The following is a 1,653-nucleotide window of genomic DNA, read 5'->3' as shown; positions in this document are numbered from 1 at the left end:
GGGAAACCCAATCGTGTCGAGACTTCGACTCCATTTCGAATGTTCACCTATTAGGTGAAGAACCCCGAGTGCAATATTTTGTTGATTGATCCAGTTTTCTTGGCAGCTTTGAACGCGTCTTTATCACGGATTCAGGAAATAAAGTCAAAAAAGCAGAGGTGGACAAAGATGAAGAAAACACTCGGATGGCTGGCCGCCTTCTCCCTTCTTCTTTTAGGCGGATGCAATGTTGGAAACAGCAATGAAGCAAACGATGGGGACCGTTCGCTTGTGCGCGTCAGAAATACGGTTGATGAGCAGGTAGAAAATAAATCGGGCCAGGAGATCGCCCGCCGGATTGCGGAGATCGCGAACCGTGTGCCGAACGTTCACGATGCTACCGCGATCGTTGTGGGCAAGTACGCCATCGTCGGCATTGACGTCGGCGCCAATGTCGACGCCTCACGCGTCGGCACGATCAAATATTCCGTTGCAGAAGCGCTACAAAAAGACCCGTACGGCGCCAACGCAATTATTATCGCCGATCCGGACCTTTACACGCGCGTGCGCAACATCGGCCGGCAAATTGATGAGGGGCGGCCTGTGCAGGCATTCATGAACGAAATCGCCGACATCGTTGGACGGGTGATGCCGGAAGTGCCAAGCGACCTGTTTGAAACGACGCCAAATCCGACCGAAGAAAACGACGGGCAGTTGAACAACCAAGAGGAACGGCAGTTGAACGAACATCAAGAAAAGCAGTCCAACCACCACTTAAACCGCTAAACGATTCTGCTGCGCTGTGGTATAATGGATCGGGAGGGGCATTTTCGATCTTAATGACAGCCGGAGAAGCTTTAGCGTGACAGAGAACCGAACAACGAGCCGCCTTCCGGACAAACCAATTTGTCTAGAAGGCGGTGTTGTTCGGCCGCCCGCCAGTCGAAAAATAAAAAACGTTAAAGCTTCAACGTGCATTGATATAGTTGTTGAGGTGAACCATGAGAATCAAATGCGTGCTTTGCGAACAAATTGACACGATCGACGATGAATCGCCGCTCGCCAAACGGCTTCGCAACCGTCCGATCCATACGTACATGTGCCGTCAATGTCATGACCGCATTGCGGAAAAAACACGGATGCGGCTGGCGACAGGAAAATTCCGCTTCTATCGCGGCAACCGCACCGATGAGGATTGGTAACCAAAAACCGGCACTGAGAAGCGGCCGCTTTCCAGTGCCGGTTTTGCTTCTTTTTCTTTATGATCCGTACTTCTCAGGCTCGGCTTCGATCTGCCGCCATATCGCTTCCGCCAGCTCCACAGGGAAATGAGCCGTCTTTGTTTCCCCGCCGCACCTATATTCAACAACGTACCGCCCGCTCGCTTCGTCTTTGGCGGCCTTCACCGCCGTCACGCCGAAGTTGTTTTCCAAGATAGCCAGAAAAAACGACGCCGTGTCGCGCGCCGCCTCATCGTGCGGGCGGGCGGCGGCGACAATTTCGATTGTCAGCCAGTTGTAAAGAGCGTCTTGCACCGATTTCATGGCTTTTCTCCCTCTTTCGCCTGCCGGTATTGTCAAAAGTTTATCCTCCACACTCACGGTTTTCCCTTGAGTTTCAACGGTTGGAAGAAAAAAAGCTTGCCACCCCCGTTGTTTTCGGCCATCATTGAGG

General features: G+C 52.3%; 3 protein-coding genes. 2 read left to right on the top strand and 1 reads right to left on the bottom strand.

Going from position 1 to position 1,653, the window contains the following annotated elements; translation table 11 throughout:
• Nucleotides 1–168 precede the first annotated feature (168 nt).
• Together IKE44_RS00535 and IKE44_RS00530 are read left to right on the top strand one after the other, a co-directional pair.
• Nucleotides 169–765, top strand: a complete 597-nt coding sequence (locus tag IKE44_RS00535; RefSeq protein ID WP_033016198.1) for a YhcN/YlaJ family sporulation lipoprotein — start codon at nt 169–171, stop codon at nt 763–765.
• A 215-nt stretch (nt 766–980) separates the two neighbouring features.
• Nucleotides 981–1,181 (top strand): YlaI family protein, encoded by a 201-nt coding sequence (locus IKE44_RS00530; RefSeq protein WP_033016199.1) that lies wholly within the window; start codon nt 981–983, stop codon nt 1,179–1,181.
• 57 nt (nt 1,182–1,238) lie between these two features.
• On the opposite strand, the gene IKE44_RS00525 is transcribed toward IKE44_RS00530, so the two are convergent.
• A complete protein-coding gene (locus IKE44_RS00525; RefSeq protein WP_033008503.1) occupies nt 1,239–1,523 on the bottom strand; it encodes a hypothetical protein in 285 nt (94 codons plus the stop codon).
• Between the last annotated feature and the right edge of the window lie 130 nt (nt 1,524–1,653).

Origin of the sequence: Geobacillus sp. (assembly GCF_017515625.1) — a bacterium.
Classification (GTDB): domain Bacteria; phylum Bacillota; class Bacilli; order Bacillales; family Anoxybacillaceae; genus Geobacillus; species Geobacillus stearothermophilus.
This window is presented reverse-complemented; position numbering and strand designations above follow the sequence as displayed.

Excerpts from the sequence above, each read along its gene's own strand:
- IKE44_RS00525 (WP_033008503.1), bottom strand. The coding sequence starts at position 1,523 with ATGAAATCGGTGCAAGACGCTCTTTACAACTGGCTGACAATCGAAATT.
- IKE44_RS00535 (WP_033016198.1), top strand. The coding sequence starts at position 169 with ATGAAGAAAACACTCGGATGGCTGGCCGCCTTCTCCCTTCTTCTTTTA.
- IKE44_RS00530 (WP_033016199.1), top strand. The coding sequence starts at position 981 with ATGAGAATCAAATGCGTGCTTTGCGAACAAATTGACACGATCGACGAT.